The sequence below is a fragment of the Pseudarthrobacter sp. ATCC 49987 genome (assembly GCF_009928425.1).
GTDB lineage: Bacteria > Actinomycetota > Actinomycetes > Actinomycetales > Micrococcaceae > Arthrobacter.
This window is the reverse complement of the sequence record NZ_JAABNS010000001.1, coordinates 1,642,033-1,660,622: the sequence shown is the minus strand read 5'-3', so window position 1 is coordinate 1,660,622 and position 18,590 is coordinate 1,642,033. Positions and strand designations below refer to the sequence as shown.

At 67.9% G+C, this 18,590-nt stretch carries 15 protein-coding genes; 6 read left to right on the top strand and 9 right to left on the bottom strand.

Features of this window, described 5'->3' with window-relative positions:
• Nucleotides 1-82: 82 nt before the first annotated feature.
• Nucleotides 83-682, top strand: a complete 600-nt coding sequence (locus GXK59_RS07905) for a DUF3043 domain-containing protein (RefSeq protein ID WP_160665774.1) — start codon at nucleotides 83-85, stop codon at nucleotides 680-682.
• An 84-nt stretch (nucleotides 683-766) separates the two neighbouring features.
• Here GXK59_RS07905 and GXK59_RS07900 read toward each other — a convergent pair whose 3' ends face one another.
• Nucleotides 767-1,840 (bottom strand): quinone-dependent dihydroorotate dehydrogenase, encoded by a 1,074-nt coding sequence (locus GXK59_RS07900; protein WP_160665773.1) that lies wholly within the window; start codon nucleotides 1,838-1,840, stop codon nucleotides 767-769.
• Between the two features lie 67 nt (nucleotides 1,841-1,907).
• Between GXK59_RS07900 and GXK59_RS07895 the strand changes: the two genes are divergently transcribed.
• Genes GXK59_RS07895 through GXK59_RS07885 form a run of 3 tightly spaced genes read left to right on the top strand, consistent with a single transcriptional unit; the run spans nucleotide 1,908 to nucleotide 5,638 of the window.
• The gene (locus GXK59_RS07895) at nucleotides 1,908-3,605 is read left to right on the top strand and encodes an FAD-binding dehydrogenase (protein WP_160665771.1); all 1,698 of its coding nucleotides are present in this window, start codon (nucleotides 1,908-1,910) and stop codon (nucleotides 3,603-3,605) included.
• A gap of 9 nt (nucleotides 3,606-3,614) precedes the next feature.
• A complete protein-coding gene (locus tag GXK59_RS07890) occupies nucleotides 3,615-4,604 on the top strand; it encodes an alpha/beta hydrolase (protein ID WP_160665769.1) in 990 nt (329 codons plus the stop codon).
• On the top strand, nucleotides 4,601-5,638 hold the full coding sequence (locus GXK59_RS07885) for an alpha/beta hydrolase (RefSeq protein WP_160665767.1): 1,038 nt from the start codon (nucleotides 4,601-4,603) through the stop codon (nucleotides 5,636-5,638). Before GXK59_RS07890 ends, GXK59_RS07885 begins: the two co-directional genes overlap by 4 nt.
• 42 nt (nucleotides 5,639-5,680) lie before the next feature.
• Here the strand turns inward: GXK59_RS07885 and GXK59_RS07880 are convergent, their stop codons facing one another.
• The 3 genes from GXK59_RS07880 to leuA are packed head-to-tail and all read right to left on the bottom strand — an operon-like array spanning nucleotide 5,681 to nucleotide 9,123.
• Nucleotides 5,681-6,511 carry an isoprenyl transferase gene (locus tag GXK59_RS07880; RefSeq protein WP_160665765.1) on the bottom strand — a complete coding sequence of 277 codons (831 nt, stop codon included), beginning with the start codon at nucleotides 6,509-6,511 and terminating at the stop codon, nucleotides 5,681-5,683.
• Between the two features lie 20 nt (nucleotides 6,512-6,531).
• Nucleotides 6,532-7,326 carry a DNA repair protein RecO gene (gene recO / locus GXK59_RS07875; RefSeq protein WP_443094272.1) on the bottom strand — a complete coding sequence of 265 codons (795 nt, stop codon included), beginning with the start codon at nucleotides 7,324-7,326 and terminating at the stop codon, nucleotides 6,532-6,534.
• 57 nt (nucleotides 7,327-7,383) lie between these two features.
• Nucleotides 7,384-9,123 (bottom strand): 2-isopropylmalate synthase, encoded by a 1,740-nt coding sequence (gene leuA, locus GXK59_RS07870; RefSeq protein WP_160665761.1) that lies wholly within the window; start codon nucleotides 9,121-9,123, stop codon nucleotides 7,384-7,386.
• Nucleotides 9,124-9,375: 252 nt separating this feature from the next.
• On the opposite strand from leuA, the gene GXK59_RS07865 reads away from it, so the two are divergent.
• On the top strand, nucleotides 9,376-11,328 hold the full coding sequence (locus GXK59_RS07865; RefSeq protein WP_160665759.1) for a M13 family metallopeptidase: 1,953 nt from the start codon (nucleotides 9,376-9,378) through the stop codon (nucleotides 11,326-11,328).
• A 106-nt stretch (nucleotides 11,329-11,434) separates the two neighbouring features.
• Here GXK59_RS07865 and GXK59_RS07860 read toward each other — a convergent pair whose 3' ends face one another.
• The 5 genes from GXK59_RS07860 to GXK59_RS07840 form a co-directional block, all read right to left on the bottom strand.
• A complete protein-coding gene (locus GXK59_RS07860) occupies nucleotides 11,435-13,015 on the bottom strand; it encodes an LCP family protein (RefSeq protein ID WP_443094271.1) in 1,581 nt (526 codons plus the stop codon).
• Nucleotides 13,016-13,152: 137 nt separating this feature from the next.
• Complete coding sequence (gene era, locus GXK59_RS07855; RefSeq protein ID WP_160665757.1) at nucleotides 13,153-14,112, bottom strand: GTPase Era; 960 nt, start codon at nucleotides 14,110-14,112, stop codon at nucleotides 13,153-13,155.
• Nucleotides 14,096-15,427 carry a hemolysin family protein gene (locus GXK59_RS07850; protein ID WP_160665755.1) on the bottom strand — a complete coding sequence of 444 codons (1,332 nt, stop codon included), beginning with the start codon at nucleotides 15,425-15,427 and terminating at the stop codon, nucleotides 14,096-14,098. The genes era and GXK59_RS07850 overlap by 17 nt, the downstream gene beginning before the upstream one ends.
• Nucleotides 15,424-15,897: an rRNA maturation RNase YbeY gene (ybeY, locus tag GXK59_RS07845; RefSeq protein WP_160665753.1), complete on the bottom strand. Its 474-nt coding sequence runs from the start codon at nucleotides 15,895-15,897 to the stop codon at nucleotides 15,424-15,426. Before ybeY ends, GXK59_RS07850 begins: the two co-directional genes overlap by 4 nt.
• Nucleotides 15,894-16,982: a PhoH family protein gene (locus GXK59_RS07840; protein WP_160665751.1), complete on the bottom strand. Its 1,089-nt coding sequence runs from the start codon at nucleotides 16,980-16,982 to the stop codon at nucleotides 15,894-15,896. Before GXK59_RS07840 ends, ybeY begins: the two co-directional genes overlap by 4 nt.
• Before the next feature lie 594 nt (nucleotides 16,983-17,576).
• On the opposite strand from GXK59_RS07840, the gene GXK59_RS07835 reads away from it, so the two are divergent.
• Nucleotides 17,577-18,509: a GerMN domain-containing protein gene (locus tag GXK59_RS07835; protein ID WP_160665749.1), complete on the top strand. Its 933-nt coding sequence runs from the start codon at nucleotides 17,577-17,579 to the stop codon at nucleotides 18,507-18,509.
• The last annotated feature ends 81 nt before the right edge of the window (nucleotides 18,510-18,590 follow it).

The following is an 18,590-nucleotide window of genomic DNA, read 5'->3' as shown; positions in this document are numbered from 1 at the left end:
GATCACTTCAAACAGTGCCACGACGGGCCCCGCTCCGTCTGGGCCGGGTCCCGCGCACGCCGCCCCGGGGTATTCTGTAGGGGTGTTTGGACGTAAAAAAGAAGCGCCATCGGCGCAGGACCTAGTTGACCAGCAGGCGGCCGGGGCAGCCGCCCGGGATACCGCCCTCGGCAAGGGCGCGCCCACGCCCAAGCGCAGCGCGCAGGTGGCTGCCCGCAAGCGGCCGCTCGTGCCGGAGGACCGCAAGGCCTCCAAGGCCGCGGAGCGCGCCGCGGTCCAGGAGCAGCGGCTCAAGATGCGGCAGGCCATGGACACCGGCGACGAGAAGTTCCTGCCGCTGCGGGACAAGGGCCCGCAGAAGCGTTTCGCCCGTGACTATGTGGACGCCCGCTTCAGCCTTGGCGAGTACCTGATGTTCGGCGCGCTCATCTTCGTGGTCGTCTCCCTCCTGGTCCCGGCCTCCAGCGAACAGATGATCTACGTCCTGGGCGCGTTCTGGGTGATGTTCCTGGCCGTCTTCGTCGACGTCTTCATCCTGTCCCGGAAGCTCAGGAAGCGCCTGGCGGAGAAGTTTGGCGACGTGGAGCGCGGTACCGTCTGGTACGGCTCCATGCGCTCGCTGCAGTTCCGCCGCCTGCGCCTTCCCAAGCCCCTCGTCAAGCGCGGCGACTACCCCGCCTGATTCCCCCCACCAAGGAGCCCCCGGCAGTTGGACTGCCGGGGGCTCCGTCGTTCCCCGGGACATGCCCGTGCGGGGACGCGTGGCCTAGCGCCGGGACGGGTGCCTGGCCAGCTGCCGGTTGATGCGGGCGGCCCAGAACGGACCTTCATAGAGGAACGCCGTGTATCCCTGCACGAGGGTGGCGCCGGCGTCGAGCCGCTGCTGCACGTCCTGCGCGGTTTCGACGCCGCCCACCGAGACAAGGGCCAGCTTTCCGCCGGTTGCCGCCTTCAGCCGGGCCAGCACCTCCAGCGACCGCTGCTTCAGCGGCGCCCCGGACAGGCCGCCGGCGCCGCAGGCGGCAACCTGGTCCGGACTCGTTGAGAGGCCGGTGCGGGCGATGGTGGTGTTGGTGGCGATGATTCCGTCGAGGTTCAGGTCCAGCGCCAGGCGCGCGACGTCGTCGATGTCTTCATCGCTGAGGTCCGGGGCGATCTTGACCAGCAGCGGAACGTGGCGCCCGGACGCCTGGTCCGCGGCCTCCCCCACTGCCGTCAGGAGGGGGCGGAGCGTCTGAACATCCTGCAGCAGCCGCAGTCCCGGGGTGTTCGGGGAGCTGACGTTGACCACGAGGTAGTCGGCCGCGGGAGCCAGGCTGCGGGCGCTGACGAGGTAGTCGGCCACCGCATCCTCCAGTTCCACCACCTTGCTCTTGCCGATGTTGACCCCGATCACCGGGCGGACGCCCGGGTGGCGGCGCTGCAGGGCGGCCCGGGCGGACTTCAGGCGGGGCGCCACGGCTGCGGCTCCATCGTTGTTGAAGCCCATCCGGTTGATCACGGCCCGGTCCTCGACCAGGCGGAAGAGCCGCGGGGCCGGGTTTCCGGGCTGGGACTGCCCGGTGATGGTGCCAACCTCCACATGGCCGAAGCCAAGCTCGGCCAGGGCCTCGATCCCGTGGCCCTCCTTGTCGAAGCCTGCCGCCAGGCCGAACGGCGAGGGGAAGGTCAGGCCGAGTGCCCGGGTCTGGAGGGACGCCGCCGGGGCCGTGAACTTCTGCAGCACCCGCCCGGCACCGCAGGAATGGACGAGCCGGATGGCCCGGAAGCCGATTGTGTGGGCGCGTTCGGCGTCCATCCATGAAAAGGCCAGCCGGAAGAAAGTCGGATATACGCGCATGGCTCTAGTTTTCCCGTTCCGGCGGTCCAGACCAAACCCGCGGGCCGCCGGGCGCTAGCATGAAGCCATGAGCAGCGACTATGGAGCCCCAGGCACGGCACACAGCCGGGCTGCCGGATCAGTGATCGACGCTGACGTGGTTGTGGTGGGGGCGGGCCTGGCCGGGCTCGTCGCTGCGGCACAGGCCTATGCAGCAGGCCGCCGGGTTGCCGTGCTCGACCAGGAACCCGAAGCCTCCGTGGGCGGCCAGGCGCACTGGTCCTTCGGCGGCCTCTTCCTGGTCAACTCCCCCGAACAGCGCCGGCTGGGCGTGAAGGACAGCGCCGGACTGGCCCTGGCCGACTGGATGGCCTCAGCCGCCTTCGACCGGCCCGAGGACGCCCTCGCCCGGGACTGGGCGGCCGCCTACGTGGACTTCGCGGCGGGCGAAAAACGAGCCTGGCTCGCTTCGCTGGGAGTACGGCTGTTCCCCCTCGTGCAGTGGGCCGAACGCGGCGGCTACGGACCTGACGGCCACGGCAACACCGTCCCCCGCTTCCACGTCGCCTGGGGCACCGGTCCTGCGCTGGTGGCACCGTTCCTGGCGAAGCTGCGCGAGGGCGAGGCGGCTGGCCGGGTCTCGTTCCATTTCCGCCACCGCGCTGCCAGCGTGGTGACGGCGGCGGGACGCGTCACGGGGGTGCAGGGCGAAATCCTGGAGCCCAGCGGCGCCGCCCGCGGCGAAGCCTCCTCGCGCGTCGCCGTCGGAAACTTTGAAGCGTCCGGCGCCGCCGTGGTGGTGACCACCGGCGGAATCGGCGGCAACCACGACACCGTCCGCCGGCAGTGGCCGGGCGGTCCGGTGCCGCGGACGATGCTCAGCGGCGTGCCGGCGTCCGTTGACGGCGGATTCCTGGCTGCCGCTGCCCGCGCCGGTGGCCGCCTCATCAACGGGGACCGGATGTGGCATTACCCCGAGGGCATCCACAACCATTCGCCGGTGTGGCCACAGCACGGAATCCGGATCCTGCCGGGCCCGTCGGCCCTGTGGCTGGACGCCACCGGAAGCATGCTCCCCGCTCCCCTGTTCCCGGGGTTCGATTCGCTGGGGGCGCTGCGCCATATCCTCGGCACAGGCCACGAACACTCCTGGTTCGTGCTCAACAGGGCAACCGCCCTCAAGGAGTTCGCCCTCTCCGGGTCGGAACAAAATCCCGACCTCACCGGCAAGGACGTCAGGCTGCTGGCCTCCCGGCTGCGGCCCGGCAGCGACGGGCCCTTGCAGCGCGTCCTGGACCGCGGGGTCGACTTCCTGCAGGCCGGCACGCCCGCCGGACTCGCCGCCGCCATGAACGCACTCACCGGCCAGCCGTTGATTGACCCCGCCGGGCTGGACCGGCTGATCCGGTCCCGGGACCGGCAGTTCGACAGCGGCCTGGGCAAAGACCCGCAGCTCGCCGCCATCCGCGCCGCCCGACGATTCGCCACCGACAGGATCATGCGGGTGGCGCCGCCGCACCGGTTGCTGGACCCCAGGCACGGGCCGCTGCTGGCCGTGCGGCTCTCGGTGCTCACGCGGAAAAGCCTGGGCGGACTCCACACCGACCTGCAGTCCCGGGTCCTGGACGGCGCCGGGCAGCCGGTCCCCGGGCTCTTCGCCGCCGGGGAAGCTGCCGGGTTTGGCGGCGGCGGCATCCACGGTTACCGCGCGCTCGAGGGAACGTTCCTCGGCGGCTGCCTGTTTTCCGGGCGCTCGGCCGGCCGCGCCGCGGCGTCGGCGGTCTAGGTGCCTGCCGTGGAGTGGGTACCCGATATCCTCGGCGACGATTTCGAGGCCTGCGCCTTCCCGGCGTCCGGCCCTGACGGTGTGGAACGGACCGCCACGCTGGTACGGCACATGCCCGGAGCGGGTGGTCCCGGCGGGCACCCGGTCCGGGCCGTGCTGTTCCTGCATGGCTGGAGCGACTACTTCTTCAACGAGGAACTCGCCGAATTCTGGGCCGGCCAGGGCTTCGCGTTCTTCGCCCTGGACATGCACAACCACGGGCGGAGCCTGCATGCGGGGGCGCACGGCGGCTATGTTGCGGACCTGGACGATTACGACGCCGAGATCACCGCAGCGATCGGCATCATCGCCTCCCTGCACCCTGCCGCGGAAACAGCTCCATCCGTGGCGCTGATGGGGCACTCCACCGGAGGGCTGATTGCCGCGCTGTGGGCCAGCCGGCATCCGGGGGTGGTCTCGCAGCTGATCCTGGACAGCCCGTGGCTGGAAATGCACGGCAGCCCTGCCCTGCGCCGTGCCGCCCGGACCATGGTGGAGCCGCTCGCGCGGTTCTGGCCCGAGGCCGTCATCCGCCTGCCGGAGCGCTCCTTTTACTGGCGCAGCATCAGCAGCGCGGCAGAGGGCGAATGGACGCTGGATGACAACTACCGCCCGCCCCGGGCGTTCCCCGTCCGCGCGGGCTGGCTGAGCGCCGTTCTCACCGGCCAGTCGCGGGTGGCGCGGGGACTGAACATCGACGTCCCCATCCTCGTCCTGATCTCCGGGGCCAGCGCCAACGGGATGTTCTGGAAGGAATCGATGCGGCGCACGGACGCAGTCCTGGATGTCAACACCATCGCCCTGCGCGCTCTCAGCCTGGGCCGCACCGTCACGCTGGAACGGATCGACGGGGCCCTGCATGATGTGTTCCTGTCGGCCCCGCGCGTCCGGGCCGACGCCTATGCCCGGCTGGCCCGCTGGCTCCGCGCGTATGTGCTCGACGACGGCGGCAGCGCATGAGCGTTCCCGTGGTGCGGCCGCTATGGCGTGACGATGTGCTGGGCCGCCGCTTTCAGAGCCTGGACCTGCCCCTGTCTTCAGACGACGAGGGACCCGTTGTCGCGACCCTGGTGCGGCATGCCGGCCCGGGCGGAGGTGCGGCCGCAACAGCGGTCCGCGGCCCGGATGTCCCGGGCATCCGGGCGGCGGAGAAGGTGGTCCTCTACCTCCACGGCTGGGCTGACTATTTCCTGCAGGCCGAACTCGCCGATCACCTTGTTGCCAGCGGATTCCACTTCTACGCCCTGGACCTGCGGAAATTCGGACGCAGCCTGCGGGAATGGCAGACCCCCGGCTACACGGCCGACCTGGCCGTCTATGACGAGGACATTGCGGCGGCGCTGGCAGCGATCGGCACCGACATCGCCGGACGCACCGGCCGCCCGGGAGATCCGACGGTGCACGTGCTCGCGCATTCCCTCGGCGGCCTCGTTGCGGCGCTCTGGGCGGACCGGAATCCGGGCCAGCTGGGCACCCTGATCCTTAATGCGCCCTGGCTGGAACTGCAGGGCAGCAGCCTGATCCGGAACATCGCGATGCATTTGGTGGAACCGCTGGCGCGCACGGACCCGCGCCGGCCGCTGCTGCTGCCCAGCATGCCCGGCTACTGGGACAGCGTCAGCGGCACGGCGCACGGCGAATGGGTCGTGGATCCCGCGTGGCGGCCGAGGGAGGCGTTCCCCGTCAGGCCGGGCTGGACGAAGGCAGTCATGGCCGGCCACGCGGCCGTGGCGCGGCGGCTCGACATCAAGTCGCCGGTGCTGGTGATGCTGTCGGGCCGCACCCGGATCCAGCCCGAATGGTCAGAGGAACTCATGGACGTCGACGCCGTGATCGATGTGGAGGAAACGGCGCGCCGGGCGCTCGGGCTGGGCCGCCGGGCGGCGGTCTTCCGCTACCCGGGGGCGATCCACGACATCTTCCTCTCACGCCGCGCTGTGCGGCGGGAAGCCTACGACGATTTGGTGCTCTGGCTAAGCCTGTACCCGGGCTGACCGCCCCTGCACCCGGGCCGGCTGGGGCTGGCGGGCCCGGGGTCAGGCGGGCCCGCCAGGTGCCGCCGCGTCCACCGCGCCGCCGTAGCGGCGATCCCGCTGGGCATAGATTTCGACGGCGTCCCACAAGGTGCGCCGGTCCACGTCGGGCCACAGGGTGTCCATAAAGACGAACTCCGCGTAGGCCGACTGCCAGAGCATGAAGTTGGAGAGCCGCTGCTCGCCGGAGCTGCGCAGGAACAGGTCGACGTCGGGCAGGTCCGGCTCGTCCAGATATTTCTGGATCGTCTTCTCGGTGATGGCGCCCGGCTTGAGCCGCCCGGCCGCCACCTCTTCCGCGATGGCGGACACCGCATCCGCGATTTCGGCGCGCCCGCCGTAGTTAACACACATGTTCAGGGTGCACGTGCTGTTGCCACGGGTGAAGTCCTCGGCCTCTTCCAGTTCGCGGATCACCGAGCCCCACAGCCTGGGACGCCGGCCGGACCAGCGAATCCGGACACCCCATTCGTCCAGCTGGTTGCGCTGGCGACGTAGCACGTCCTTGTTAAAACCCATCAGGAAGCGCACCTCCTCGGGCGAGCGGCGCCAGTTCTCGGTGGAGAAGGCATAGACACTGACGTGCTCGATGCCGAGTTCGATGGCTCCGGCCACTACATCCAGCAGGGCCGGCTCCCCCGCTTTGTGGCCTTCGATCCGCGGCAGGCCGCGCTGGTTGGCCCAACGGCCGTTGCCGTCCATGACAATGGCGACGTGCCGCGGGATGAACTCCGCGGGGATGGCCGGGGGGACGGCCCCGGAGGGGTGCGGGTACGGGCTCACCACCGGGGTGCTCCGCTGCCGGTCCGGACTCTTCTTTTTGCCCAACGCCACATTCCTACCCAACGCCACAGTTACGTTCGCTCCACATGTTTGAGGGATTTCAGGACACGTTCCAGGTGCCACTGCAGGTAGCTGGCCACCAGGCCCGCTGCCTCGCGGCGGTGCACGCGGACGGACGCGTCCGCGGTCGTCCAGTCCCCGGTCAGCAGGGCGCCGAGCAGCTGGACCGTTTCCGCGGCGGGCGCGGGGGACCCCGGCGGACGGCAGTCGGCGCACACCATGCCGCCAAGCGGGGCCGAAAACGCATTGTGCGGGCCACGGGCCCCGCAGCGCGCGCAGTCGGTGAAGCTCGGTGCCCAGCCGCCGGTGGAGAGGGCCCGCAGCAGGTAGGAATCGAGGATGAGTTCCGGGGTGTGGTCCCCGCGGCTCAGCGATGCCAGGGCGCCGACGAGGAGGTTGTACTGGGCGGTGCCCGCTTCGCCGTCGACGTCGGTGAGCTTCTCGGCCGTCTCGGTCATGGCGGCTGCGACGGTGTAGCGGCCGTAGTCCGCGGCGATGTTGCCGCCGTAGGCCCCCTTGGCGACAGCCTGCGTGACGATGTCGAGGCTCCGGCCGGAAATCAGCTGCAGGTCCGCGACCATAAAGGGTTCCAGACGTGCGCCGAAGCGGCTGCTGGTGCGCCGGACGCCTTTGGCCACCGCGCGGACCTGGCCGTGGTGCTTGGTCAGGATGGTGATGATGCGGTCCGCCTCGCCCAGCTTGTGGGTACGCAGGACGACGCCGTCATCACGGTAGGCGCGGGAGGCAAAGGAGGATGGTTGGGCCACGGTTAATCTTCGCACTGTCTTGGACGGAAACGCTGCCATTGGGGAAAGCAGCACTGCGCCGCCGGCGGATCCGGCGGCGGCGCAGTGACCCGCCGGTCAGGCGCGCGCGTCCCGGATGGCCCGGTTCACGGCCGAGATGACGGCCTTGAGCGAGGATGTGGACGTGTTGGCGTCGATCCCGACGCCCCACAGCACACGCTCCCCCACGGCGCACTCGACGTAGGCTGCGGCGAGGGCGCTGCCGCCCTCGGACAGGGCGTGTTCGCTGTAGTCCAGGACCCGGACGTCGACGCCGTCTTCGCGCAGGATGCTCAGGAGGGCAGCGATCGGACCGTTGCCGGTGCCGGTGCGGTGGACCGCCGCGCCGTCCACCTTGAGCGCGGCGTGCAGCGTCATGGAACCGTCCTCGTCCGTCTCGGTGCTGAACGGGCCGAGGGCGTAGCGTCCCCACTGCGCGTCAGCCGAACCGGAGGGCAGGTACTCATCCTGGAAGACCTGCCAGAGCTGGGCGCCGCTGACTTCGCCGCCCATCGTGTCCGTCTGCTTCTGGATGACGCCGGAGAACTCGATCTGGGCACGCCGCGGCAGGTCCAGGTTGTGTTCGTTCTTCAGCAGGTAGGCGACGCCGCCCTTGCCCGACTGGGAGTTGACCCGGATGACGGCCTCGTAGCTGCGGCCGAGGTCCTTCGGGTCGACCGGCAGGTACGGGACCTGCCACGGATAGTCCGCGACGTCCTTGCCGGCGGCGGCGGCATCCTTCTCGAGCGCTTCCAGGCCCTTCTTGATCGCGTCCTGGTGCGAGCCGGAGAAAGCGGTGAAGACGAGGTCTCCGCCGTACGGTGCACGCTCGGCCACGGGCAGCTGGTTGCAGTACTCCACGGTGCGGCGGACCTCGTCGATGTCGGAGAAATCGATCATCGGGTCGATGCCCTGGACGAACATGTTCAGGCCCAGGGTCACCAGATCCACGTTGCCGGTCCGCTCGCCGTTGCCGAACAGGCAGCCTTCGATCCGGTCGGCGCCGGCCAGGTAGCCCAGTTCGGCGGCCGCGACACCGGTGCCGCGGTCGTTGTGCGGGTGCAGGGACAAGATGATGCCCTCCCGCGGGTGCAGGTTGCGGCTCATCCACTCGATGGAATCGGCGTACACGTTGGGGGTGGCCATTTCCACCGTGGCCGGCAGGTTGATGATGACCTGGCTGTCGGCGGAGGCCTCGAAGACGTCGGCGATGGCGTTGCAGACCCGGACGGCGTACGCCAGTTCGGTCCCCGTGAAGGATTCCGGTGAGTACTCGTAGGTGATGTGGGTGTCCTGCAGGGTCTCCTCGTACTTCTTGCACAGCCGCGCGCCCTGGAGCGCGATGTCCAGGATGCCGTCTTCGTCCTGGTTGAAAACCACCCGGCGCTGCAGGACCGACGTCGAGTTGTACAGGTGCACGATCGCCTGCTTGGCGCCGACGAGGGACTCGTAGGTCCGCTCGATCAGGTGTTCGCGGGCCTGGGTGAGGACCTGGATGGTGACGTCGTCCGGGATGTGGTTGCCCTCGATCAGCTGCCGGACGAAGTCGAAGTCCGTCTGCGACGCGGAGGGGAACCCGACTTCGATTTCCTTGTAGCCCATCCGGACCAGCAGCTGGAACATCTTCAGCTTGCGGGCCGGGCTCATCGGGTCGATCAGGGCCTGGTTGCCGTCACGCAGGTCCACGGCGCACCAGCGCGGGGCCTTGGTGATGACCTTGTCCGGCCAGGTGCGGTCCGGCAGTTCAACCGTGATCAGGTCCTGGAACGGGACGTAGCGGTGGACGGGCATTCCTGAGGATTTCTGTGCGTTTCGCATTACAATCGGGGCCTTTTCTGTGATTCCTGGTGAAAGGGTGGCCGGGCAACACAAACTCCGCAGCGAGGGTGGGCCTTGCGCTAGATCGCGTCTGAGGCCTCGCCGCGGCAGCTAAGAAGAAGCAGTTCTGCGCGCACCATTTCACACTAACACGGGTGCGTAAGATGAAGGAGCCACACCTTCGTAACGTCCACCATGCAGACCGGTATCCCGTAACAAGGCGGCGCCGGGCTGCCTCTCAAAGGAGCATCCGTGCCACTTTCGGGGATCGCCCTGTCCAACATCGACTTCTCTGTCCGGCCGCAGGATGACCTGTACCAGCATGTCAACGGCACCTGGCTCAAGAGCACCGATATCCCGGATGACCGGCCCCTGGAGGGGACGTTCACTGCGCTGCGGGACGGCTCGGAGCTCGCGGTGAAGGAAATCATCGAGGACGCGGCCGGCCGCGGCACGGAGTCCACCGGGATCGAGCAGAAGATCGGGGACCTCTACAACAGCTTTCTGGACGAGGCCGCGGTGGAAGCCAGGGGCCTGGACCCGATCAGGCAGCGGCTCGACGAGGTCTTCTCCACAGAGTCGGTCGCCGGGCTCGTGGCGCTGGCCGGGCGCTTGTTCCGTGCGGACGTGGGTGGCCTCTTCTACATCTATCCCGCCCCCGACGCCGGAAACCCGGACCGGATCCTGCTGTACACCGGCCAGGGCGGGCTGGGCCTGCCCGATGAGTCGTACTACCGCGAGGAGAAGTTCGCGCCGGTGGTGCAGGCCTACTCGGACCATATCAAGACCGTCTTCGGCCTGGCCGGCGTCGCCGACCCGGAAGACGCGGCCGGCCGGGTCGTGGCGCTGGAGACGGCACTCGCCTTGCACCACTGGGACAAAGTCACGCTGCGTGATCCGCAGAAGACCTACAACCTCAAGTCAGCCGATGAGGCGACGGAACTCTTCCCGCTCCTGACGGCCTGGTTCGACGCCGCCGCGATCGCGCCGGAGAAACGCGCCGAACTCGTCGTGAGCACCCCGGATTTCTTTGCCGGGGCAGCATCGCTGCTGGACTCGGAGCCACTGTCCGCCTGGCAGGAATGGCTCGCACTGCGCGTCATCAGCGCGGCCGCGCCCTATCTCTCCGCCGCGTTGGTTGATGCGAATTTCGCCTTCTACGGCACCACGCTCAGCGGAACGCCGCGCAACAAGGACCGGTGGAAGCGGGGGGTCGCCGTCGTCGAGGCCGCGCTCGGCGAGGCGGTCGGCCAGATCTACGTTGCCCGGCACTTCCCGGAAACCCACAAGGCCCGGATGGAGTCGCTGGTGGCGAACCTGATCGAGGCTTACCGCGAATCCATCGCCGGCCTTGCCTGGATGGGCGAGGAAACCAAACACGAGGCGCTGAAGAAGCTCGATTCCTTCCGCGCCAAGATTGGCTACCCGGACAAGTGGATCGACTACTCCGCGGTGGAGATCGACCCCGCGGATCTGCTGGGCAATGTGGAGCGGGCGCACAGCGCCGACGTCGACCGGCACCTTGATGAGGTGGGCAAGCCCGTGGACCGGGAGAAGTGGCTCATGACGCCGCAGACGGTGAACGCGTACTACCACCCGCTGCTCAACGAGATTGTGTTTCCGGCCGCCATCCTGCAGCCGCCGTTCTTCACCGCCGACGCTGACGACGCCGTCAACTACGGCGGCATTGGCGCCGTCATCGGCCACGAAATTGGCCACGGCTTCGATGACCAGGGCTCCCAGTACGACGGCAGCGGCCTGCTCCGGAACTGGTGGACCGAGGACGACCGCACGGCCTTTGAGTCGCTGACCTCCAGGCTGGTGGCCCAGTTCGACGCCCTCTCCCCCACGGCAGCGCCGGGGCACACCGTCAACGGCAAACTGACCCTGGGTGAAAACATCGGTGACCTCGGCGGCCTGACGATTGCGTACAAGGCCTACCTGATCAGCCTCGACGGCCAGGAGCCGCCGGTCCTGGACGGCCTGACCGGTGTGCAGCGCTTCTTTGCGTCCTGGGCTGCCGGCTGGCGCCAGGTCATGCGGAACGAGGAAGCGATCCGGCGGCTCGCCACGGATCCGCACTCGCCCAACGAATTCCGCACCAACCAGATCGCCAAGAACCTTGACGCCTTCCACGAGGCTTTTGGCACGGCCGAGCAGGACGGCATGTGGATGCCCCCGGCCGGGCGCGTCAGCATCTGGTAGGCGGCGCCTTCCCCAACTTCAGCCCGGACACAAGAGAGGGCCGGCCGCAGGAAACTCCTGCGGCCGGCCCTCCTCTTTGCCGCAGCGCCCTGCTGGCGCGGCGTCGTCAGCGCGTGATCAGTGCCGGGTTGGCCTGCTGGCAGACGACGTCGCCGGCGGTCTGGTTGACAATGTCCGAAGGCAGTTCCACGGGGCCGTCCCCGCTCGCGGTGCCGCCCACGAGGTCGCTGCCCAGGTAAACCTGGACGCCGTTGACGCCGGCGGCCGGCAGCACCTGGGCCGCCGGGATCCCCAGCAGCGTGGCAACGTCAGCGGCCACATCCCCGTAACCCGCACCGTAGTAGACCGCAGTGGCCGCTACGGGCCGGGCGGCCAGCTGGCCGAGCTGGGTGAAGCCTCCGGTGGTGAGGACCTTGATGATCTCCTGGGTCCGTGCCGGAACACCGGAACCGTTTGCCACCGTGACGGGCTGGACTGCCTTGTCGTAGGCAGCGGCGCTCTGGCTGGGTGCCGGCTCCGCGCTGGCGCTGGCACCGGCATCCGGGGAAGCGGACGGGCTCGGCGTCGCGGTCGGGTCCGTCAGGTCGATGTCCTTGCGCATCGCGGCGAAGAGCTGCGACGCCGCGGGTTCGGCGAGCTGCAGGCGGTTCACGTCGCTGACAGCGGGCGCGGTGGGCACGGCAACGAACGCCACCTTGCCCACGTCGATGTTCTTCAGCCGGTTGGCGACCGTCAGCAGCGTCGGGACCGAGGCCATGCCCTCATCGATCGTGAGGTTCTTGGTGACGACATCCGCGATCTGAAGCGTCTTCGCGGGGTTGCTGAGGGTGCCGTCGTCCTTGATCTTGCGGACCAGCGCGGACAGGAACCCCTGCTGGCCCTTGATCCGGCCGAGGTCGCCGCCGTCGGCGAAGGCATGGCGGGCACGCAGGAACGCCAGGGCCTGCTCGCCCTGGACCTTGGAGGTGCCTTTGGGAAGCCGCAGCCCCGAGTCGGGATCGTAGACGGCGTCGCTGATGCAGACGTCGACGCCGCCGACAGTGTTGGACAGTTCCTTGACCGAATTGAAGTCCGCCATCATGAAGTGGTCGATTTCCAGGCCCGTGAGCTTGTTCACGGTGTCCACGGCACAGCCGATGCCGGCCTCGGACATGGCCGCGTTGATCATGACGTTCTTCTGGGCCGGGAATTCCCGCTTGGTTTCCTGGTCGGTGCACTTCGGAATATCAACGAGCAGGTCCCGGGGGAAGCTGATGACGTTGACACGCTTGTTGTCAGCAGAGATGTCCAGCAGCATCATGACGTCGGAGTGCCCGTAGCCGGTGGAGTCGCCGGCCCCGCCGTATTGCGAATTCTTCCCGTCACGGGTGTCCGAGCCAAGGACCAGGATCTGCATCCGGTCCCGCGAGTCGTCCACCGCGCCCTCGGTCTTCTCGCTTCCGGCCCCCAGCGATGCCTTGGTGATATTGCCCTGCAGGCGGATGGCCCAGTAGGCGCCGAAGGCAATGACCCCGACCAGAAGGATGGAGACGACGGCGGTCCCGATCTTCAGCCAACCGGGCATGCCGCGGGCTGAGCCAAGGTGCCGTGCCGGTCCGAGCGAGGGGTCGTCCGTGTGCCGGGCAGCATGACCGGGCCGAGCCGGGAAGCCGGCTCCGCCTGCGCGGTCTTCACGGGGTCGAGACACGGTTGAGCCTTCTTTCACGAACGGGGTCCGACCATTTTAGAGTCCGAATCTGGGAATTACCCGATTGCGGGCTCCATGGGAGCGGCGCAGGCCGTGGCGGAGGCCGCGGCAGAGGCCGGTACAGCGCCGGAATGCGCCTAGAAACCGAGCTTCACGAGCTGCTTCGGGTCACGCTGCCAGTCCTTGGCGACCTTCACGTGCAGGTCCAGGTAGATGCGCGCGCCGAGCAGCGCCTCGATCCCCTTTCGCGCGTTGGTGCCGACTTCGCGGAGCCGGGCGCCGCCCTTGCCGATGATGATGGCTTTCTGCGAGGGGCGTTCCACGTACAGATTGACCCGGACGTCGAGGAACGGCTTGTCTTCAGGCCGCCCTTCCCGCGGGACGATCTCATCGACAACAACCGCGAGGGAGTGCGGCAGTTCGTCGCGCACGCCTTCGAGGGCAGCTTCCCGGATGAGTTCGGCGATCATCACGGCTTCCGGTTCGTCCGTCAGGTGTCCGTCCGGGTACAGCGGCGGCGACAGCGGCATAAGGCCGATCAGCACGTCGGCAATGGTCTTGACCTGGAAGCCGTCGGCGGCGGAAACCGGGACAATATCCTTCCAGCCGTCCTCGCCGAGGACCTCGCGGCCCAGAGCGTCGACGGCGAGCAGCTGTTCGGTGAGGGCCTGGCGGTCCACGGTGTCGGACTTCGTCACGATCGCGATGACCGGCTTGTTGCCGATGGCCGCGAGCTGGGCGGCGATGAACTTGTCACCGGGGCCGATCTTCTCGTTGGCCGGCAGGCAGAAGCCGATCGCGTCGACCTCGGCGAGGGTGTCGGCGACGAGTTCGTTCAGCCGCTTCCCCAGCAGGGTGCGCGGGCGGTGCAGGCCCGGTGTGTCCACGAGGATCAGCTGCCCGTCCTCCCGGTGCACGATGCCGCGGATGGTGTGCCGCGTGGTCTGCGGCTTGGCCGAGGTAATGGCCACCTTCTGGCCGACCAGGGCGTTGGTGAGGGTGGACTTGCCTGTATTGGGCCGCCCGACCAGCACGGCAAACCCGGCCCGGTAGCCGCCGTGTGCGGCTTCGTCGTCGGACTTATTCTGCTTGCTCACGTGAGACTCCCTGTTGGATTGGTGCGGCCTCGTCGAGAAGGTCTTCAAGGTCAGTTTCTTGTTTTGGTACGGCGGACGCAATGATGTGGCTGACCCGGTTCCGCCGGCCTTCGAGCCGGTCGGCCCGGAGGGACAGCCCGTGGACCTCGACCGTGCTGCCGACGATCGGCACCCGCCCGAGGGCCTTGGCGAGCAGGCCGCCAACGGTGTCCACTTCGTCGTCGTCGAGCTCCAGGTCGAAGAGTTCGCCAAGGTCATCGATGCTCATCCGCGCGCTGACCCGGTAGGTCCCGTCGCCGAGTTCCACCGCCTCCGCGCTCTCAGTGTCGTACTCGTCGACGATTTCTCCGACGATTTCCTCGATGAGGTCCTCCAGCGTGACGAGCCCGGCGGTGCCGCCGTATTCGTCGATCACGATCGCGACGTGCGTCGATTCCTTCTGCAGTTCGCGCAGCAGTTCACTCACCGGTTTGGAGTCAGGCACGTAGCGCACCTCGCGGGCCAGTTCGTCAACGACCGGGGGAACCTCGCCGGGGCCAAGGTTGTGGATGACCGCGGCCACGTCCTTCAGGTAGACGATGCCCAGGACCTGGTCCGTGTTCTCGCCGATGACGGGGATCCGTGAATAACCCGAGCGCAGGAACAGCGACATGGCCCGGTGCAGGCTGGACCCGGAATCGATGCTGAGGATGTCGGTGCGGGGCACCATCACCGAGCGGACCAGGGTATCGCCGAAATCGAACACCGACTGGATCAGCTCGGCCTCGTTGTCCTCAATCACGTCCGACTCCGTGGCGCGGTCCACCAGCTCCCGGAATTCCTCTTCGCTGAAGAAGGCCTGGGTATCCGCGGGGGTACCGGGGGCGACGGCGCTGCCCACGGTGACGAGCCAGCCGGGGATTGGTCCGAGCGCCCAGCACAGCCAGCGGATCGGCGGGGCGCTGAAGCGGACCAGGCCGGCGGAGTGCATCCGGCCGATCTGCCGCGGGGACACGCCCACGATCACAAAGCCCAGGACCGCCATGACGCCGGTCGCGATCAGCCCCGCGAGCCAGACGTTGTCGAGCAGGCTGTTCAGCAACACGGTGACGGCGACCGCTGAAGCCATGTCAAACCAGATGCGCCAGAAGCGCAGGGCCCGCATATGCGCAATTGGCTGCGCCATGATGCGCTTCAGCGCGTTGCCGCGGCTCTGCAGGATCGCAGCTTCGGCCTCATGCCGGGAAAGGTAGTTGAAGGCAGATTCAGCCGCGGTCAGGAACGCCGCAAAACTAATAAACACCAGCGCCATGCCGGCAAGGATCAGTGGCGTCACTGAATCGTCTCTGACGGGGCGTCTTTGCCGGTGAAGGCGGAGAGCAGTTCGCGCTGGAGGCCGAACATCTCTTCCTTCTCCTCCGGCTCGGCATGGTCGAAGCCGAGCAGGTGCAGGATGCCGTGCGTGGTGAGCAACAGCATTTCATCCTGGGTGGAGTGGCCGGCGTTCACCGCCTGGACCTCGGCGACCTGCGGGCAGATGGCGATGTCGCCGAGCATGCCCTGGGGGGTGGGCTTGTCCGGTGTGCCTGGCGTCAGCTCATCCATGGGGACCGAGAGCACGTCAGTGGAGCCGGGCTCGTCCATCAGTTCGATGTGCAGCTTCTCCATGGCCGGTTCGTCCACGAGCAGGATCGACAGCTCGGCCTGCGGGTGGATGAAGAGACGCTCGAAAATGAACCGGGACAGGCGCACCAGCTCCGCCTCATCAACGGTGACGCCGGATTCGTTGTTGACCTCGATGCTCACGCTTGGTCTCCCCGCTTGTCGCGGGCCACGGAATGCTTGACCCGGTTCCTCTGGATCTCGTCCCAGACGCTGTAGGCGTTGACGATGTCGCCCACCAGGCGGTGCCGGACGACGTCGGAGGCGTCCAGGACGGTGAAATTGACGTCCTCGATGCCCTGCAGGATGTCCTCCACGATCCGGAGACCGGACCGGGTCCCAAAGGGCAGGTCAACCTGCGTGACGTCACCGGTGACCACCATCTTGGAGCCGAAGCCCAACCGGGTGAGGAACATCTTCATCTGCTCCGGAGTCGTGTTCTGCGCCTCGTCCAGGATGATGAAGGCATCGTTGAGCGTGCGTCCGCGCATGTAGGCGAGCGGGGCGACCTCGATGGTGCCGGCCGCAATCAGCCGCGGAATGGATTCGGGGTCCATCATTTCGTGCAGGGCGTCGTACAGCGGGCGCAGGTAGGGGTCGATCTTGTCGCTGAGCGTGCCGGGCAGGAACCCCAGCCGCTCGCCCGCCTCGACGGCGGGACGGGTCAGGATGATCCGCGTGACTTCCTTCTGCTGCAGCGCCTGGACGGCTTTGGCCATCGCCAGGTACGTCTTGCCGGTACCGGCCGGTCCGATGCCGAAGATCACGGTGTTGGCGTCAATCGCGTCCACGTAGTTCTTCTGGTTCAGCGTCTTTGGCCGGATCGTCTTGCCGCGGCTCGAGAGTATGTTGTGGGTGAGCACGTCGACCGGGTTCTGCAGGGACTGGGTCCGGAGCATCGACACGAGCTGCTGCAGGACAGCGGGAGTGATGATGGTGCCCCGGGCGACGAGGCCCCGGACCTCGTTGAGCAGGCGCATGATCCGCGGTACGTCGGCGGCAGGTCCGCTGATGGCGAGCTCATTGCCGCGGACGTGGAAGTCGACGGCCGGGAACTGGGTCTCGATGAAGCGCAGGGCCTCGTCGTGACTGCCGAGGGACTGGACCATCTGATCGGAACTGTCGAACAGGACTACCTCCGTCCGCAGCCCTGGTAGGGAGTGGGGGAATTCACCTGCGGAGCGCTCTCCGGCGCTGATCCGGGCCTTGCCGTTCGCTGCTTCAGTCATGGTGTTGGCCCGCGGGCCTCTGGTCCCCTCCAGTTCGGAAATGGTCTGTGCCGTGATCCGGCCCGACGGCGGTGCTCGCCGTCCGCGGCCGGGGCAACGGGTACGTCCATCTTACGCCAGCACGGCGGACCCGGCGCCCGTTCGGATCCGGCGTTGTGCCCGCGCCGGGCCGGTCGGACGACGCCGGATCCACGGCACCCAGCGGGACGCCTGGTGGCCTTCCGGTGCGCGATTTCCTGCCGGACGAGCGCGATGACGTGCCGTCCGAAGTCCATGGCAGCTGACTGGCTTGGGTCCGGCGCACCCGAGGAGTAGGCAAAGAGGACTCTGTCCCAGCCGAAGCCCTCGTGTACCGTGCCGGCCGGCGGTTGGCCTGTCCTGCCTAAGCGGGGATCGGAACGTTAGGTATCAACTTTGTATCAGCCGGATATCGTTCCCGTTGCAGTTCCTGGCCGCTGGCTGAATCCACGGTTTCGCGCCGGGCCCGTGTGCCATGCTGGAAATCGGCCTCCGCCACGTCTTTTCAGCCGGTGAGCGGACAGCAGGACAATCAGTAACCGAGTAGCGAAGGCGGCGGCCATCAGGCAACGCGGGATGGGGCAGACAGCAGCAGGCGGGCGGACACGCCGGGCCGTGCTGCTGGTGGTGCTGCCTGCTGCGCTGGCCCTGTCCGGCTGCGTGGCCACCCCCCAGCCCGGCATCACGGACTCCAGCTCGCCGGCCCAGGCCCTGTCTGCCCAGGCATCCGCGCCGACCACCAGCGCACCGCTGGAAACGTCCCAGGCGTCCAACAAGGCGCCGGTGTACTGGATCGGCCGGAGCAATGACAGCACGTTCCTTTACCGCGAGTTCCGTGATGTCCCGGAACAGGACAACCCCGTCACGCGGGCGCTCCGGGTCATGATGTCCCAGAAGCCCCTCGATCCTGATTTCTTCACTCCCTGGCAGAACCCGAAGAAGCTGGCAAGCTCCATCTCCGGCAAAAACGTCATCACCGTGGACATGTCGGCGGACGCTTTCAACAGCAATGTGGATCCGGCCATGGCCGAGCGGGCGGTGCAGCAGCTCGTCTACACCGCGACGGCGGCCGCTGCCAGCGCGGGGCTGATCGACGCCGGCCAGCAGATCCAGGTGGTGGTGCTGGTGGACGGGCATACCGACTACGTCGCTTTCAACCACGTCCGGCTTGGTTCCCCGACGTCCCGCAGCGCAGGGATGGTCGCCCCGGTGTGGATCATCGATCCCCAGGAAGGGACCTCCATGGCGGACGGTGCGGTCAAGATCTCCGGCCGCAGCACCGCTGCGGGCGGCAAGCTCCGGTGGGAGATTCTGCGTCTCGACGGCAGCGTCGAGACGAAGTACCTGAACGGGACGGTCACGGCCTCAGCCGAGGCAGGCCAATCGGGAGCCTTCAGCCTGTCGGTCAACCTTGGCCCCGGCAGCTATGAGGTCCGGGTGTCCCAGCTTGAGGATGGCAATCCGGCCGAGGACCTGAACGTTGATACCCGCGGGTTCACAGTCAAATAGGGCAACCCTGCCGGATTTGGCATCGGCTGCTCCGTAGCGGCCCTTCTGAACCCTCAGAAGGGCCGTTACGGAGCAGCCGAT